This is a genomic window from Cellulomonas sp. A375-1 (assembly GCF_001040865.1).
In the GTDB taxonomy this organism is placed as follows: domain Bacteria; phylum Actinomycetota; class Actinomycetes; order Actinomycetales; family Cellulomonadaceae; genus Cellulomonas; species Cellulomonas gelida.
In genome coordinates, this window is record NZ_LFKW01000068.1 from 1 (window position 1) to 1,419 (window position 1,419).

Sequence of the window (1,419 nt, forward strand, 5' to 3'; positions counted from 1 at the left end):
CGCGCAGATCGGTGTGACGGGGTTGGCGGTCATGGGCCGTAACCTGGCGCGCAATTTTGCTCGGAACGGGTTCACGGTGGCGGTGCACAACCGGTCGTTCGCCAGGACGCAGTCGTTGGTGGCTGAGCATGGTGACGAGGGCGTGTTCGTGGCGTCGGAGTCGCTCGCGGGTTTCGTGGCGTCGTTGGAGCGGCCGCGCAAGGTCGTGGTGATGGTCAAGGCCGGCGCTGCCACGGATGCGGTGATCGACGAGCTGGTGCCGTTGCTGGAGCCGGGTGACATCGTCGTGGATGCGGGGAACGCGCACTTCCCGGACACGATCCGGCGGGAGGACGCGTTGCGGGCCCGGGGTCTGCATTTCGTGGGGTCGGGTGTCTCGGGTGGTGAGGAGGGTGCGTTGCTGGGCCCGTCGATCATGCCGGGTGGCACGCGTGAGTCGTATGAGAGCCTCGGGCCGATCTTGGAGAAGATCTCGGCGAAGGTCGACGGGGTGGCGTGCTGCACGTATGTGGGTCCTGATGGTGCGGGTCATTTCGTGAAGATGGTGCACAACGGCATCGAGTACGCCGACATGCAGCTGATCGCTGAGGCGTACGACCTGCTCAAGCAGGGGTTGGGTGCCACGGCCGGGGAGATCGGGCAGATCTTCGCGCGGTGGAACACCGGGGATCTGGAGTCGTTCCTGATCGAGATCACTGCTGAGGTGCTGCAGCACGTGGACGCGGCCACGGGGTCGGCGTTCGTGGACATCGTGGCGGACCAGGCCGAGCAGAAGGGCACCGGGCGGTGGACGGTGCAGAACGGTCTGGATCTGGGGGTGCCGATCACGGGGATCGCCGAGGCGACGTTCGCCCGGGCGTTGTCGGGTGGGGTCGCGCAGCGCGACGCGGCGCGTGGCACGTTGGTGGCCGATGTCGCGCCGTGGGCGCTCGAGGATCGTGAGGGGTTCGTCGAGGACGTGCGCCTGGCGTTGTATGCCTCGAAGGTCGTGGCCTATTCGCAGGGGTTCGATCAGATCGCGGCGGCCTCGGCGCAGTTCGGGTGGGACATCGACCGCGGGGCGATGGCGCGGATCTGGCGTGGTGGGTGCATCATCCGTGCCCGGTTCCTCAACCGCATCACCGAGGCCTACGAGCGCGACGCGGACCTGCCGCTGCTGCTCGCTGATGAGTACTTCACCGCCGCAGTGGGTGCCGGGGTCGGTGCGTGGCGGCGGATCGTGGCCGGTGCCGCGCTGCACGGGGTCCCCACGCCCGCGTTCTCCTCGTCGCTGGCGTACTACGACGGGGTGCGCGCCGAGCGACTGCCCGCCGCGCTGATCCAGGCCCAGCGCGACTTCTTCGGCGCCCACACCTACCGGCGCACCGACCGCGACGGTTCGTTCCACACCCAGTGGTCCGGCGACCGCACCGAGCAGGA

1 protein-coding gene is annotated in these 1,419 nt (G+C 68.6%); it reads left to right on the plus strand.

Features of this window, described 5'->3' with window-relative positions:
* On the plus strand, nt 1–1,419 hold a 1,419-nt coding region (gene gndA, locus CWIS_RS07990; protein ID WP_048342740.1), incomplete at both ends, for an NADP-dependent phosphogluconate dehydrogenase.